At 53.8% G+C, this 1,108-nt stretch carries 1 rRNA gene (cut by a window edge); it reads left to right on the forward strand.

The features are described from left to right. The first annotated feature begins 130 nt into the window (after positions 1 to 130). Positions 131 to 1,108 (forward strand): 23S ribosomal RNA (locus EDF64_RS17995); it runs 2,248 nt beyond the window's last position.

Raw genomic sequence — 1,108 nt, forward strand, 5'->3', positions numbered from 1 at the left:
TGGGGAGTGTGGTGCCGATCGTATGTTGAGAACTACACAGTGGACGCGAGCATCTTTTAGATCACTCGTGATGATGGTCACCCTTTGGGGTGGTTGTTGTTGACGAGTCGATCGCAATTTTAATCTTTGTGGTCAAGTTTCTAAGAGCAAACGGTGGATGCCTTGGCATCTGGAGCCGAAGAAGGACGTAGAAATCTGCGATAAGCCTCGGGGAGCTGATAATCGAGCTGTGAGCCGAGGATTTCCGAATGGGGAAACCCCGCTGGGCGCTTTTGTGACCTGGTGACTCCCGCCTGAATATATAGGGCGGGTAGAGGGAACGTGGGGAAGTGAAACATCTCAGTACCCACAGGAAGAGAAAACAACATGTGATTCCGTGAGTAGTGGCGAGCGAAAGCGGATGAGGCTAAACCGATCATGTGTGATAGCCGGCGGGCGTTGCATGGTCGGGGTTGTGGGACACGTCGCTCAGTTCTGCCGGACTGGGGCGGTTACAGCGCATCATAGTCGAACTGGTTGGAAAGCCGGGCCGTAGTGGGTGATAGCCCCGTAGACGAAATGGTGTTATGGCCGGATGTGTATCCCAAGTAGCACGGGGCCCGAGAAATCCCGTGTGAATCTGTCAGGACCACCTGATAAGCCTAAATACTCCCAGATGACCGATAGCGGACAAGTACCGTGAGGGAAAGGTGAAAAGTACCCCGGGAGGGGAGTGAAATAGTACCTGAAACCGTTTGCTTACAAACCGTCGGAGCCTCCTTGTAGGGGTGACGGCGTGCCTTTTGAAGAATGAGCCTGCGAGTTAGTGATATGTGGCGAGGTTAACCCGTGTGGGGCAGCCGTAGCGAAAGCGAGTCTGAATAGGGCGATTCAGTCGCATGTCCTAGACCCGAAGCGAAGTGATCTATCCATGGCCAGGTTGAAGCGACGGTAAGACGTCGTGGAGGACCGAACCCACTTCAGTTGAAAATGGAGGGGATGAGCTGTGGATAGGGGTGAAAGGCCAATCAAACTTCGTGATAGCTGGTTCTCTCCGAAATGCATTTAGGTGCAGCGTTGCGTGTTTCTCGCCGGAGGTAGAGCTACTGGATGGCCGATGGGCCTCAAC

Origin of the sequence: Curtobacterium flaccumfaciens (genome assembly GCF_004361695.1) — a bacterium.
Classification (GTDB): Bacteria; Actinomycetota; Actinomycetes; order Actinomycetales; family Microbacteriaceae; genus Curtobacterium; species Curtobacterium flaccumfaciens_B.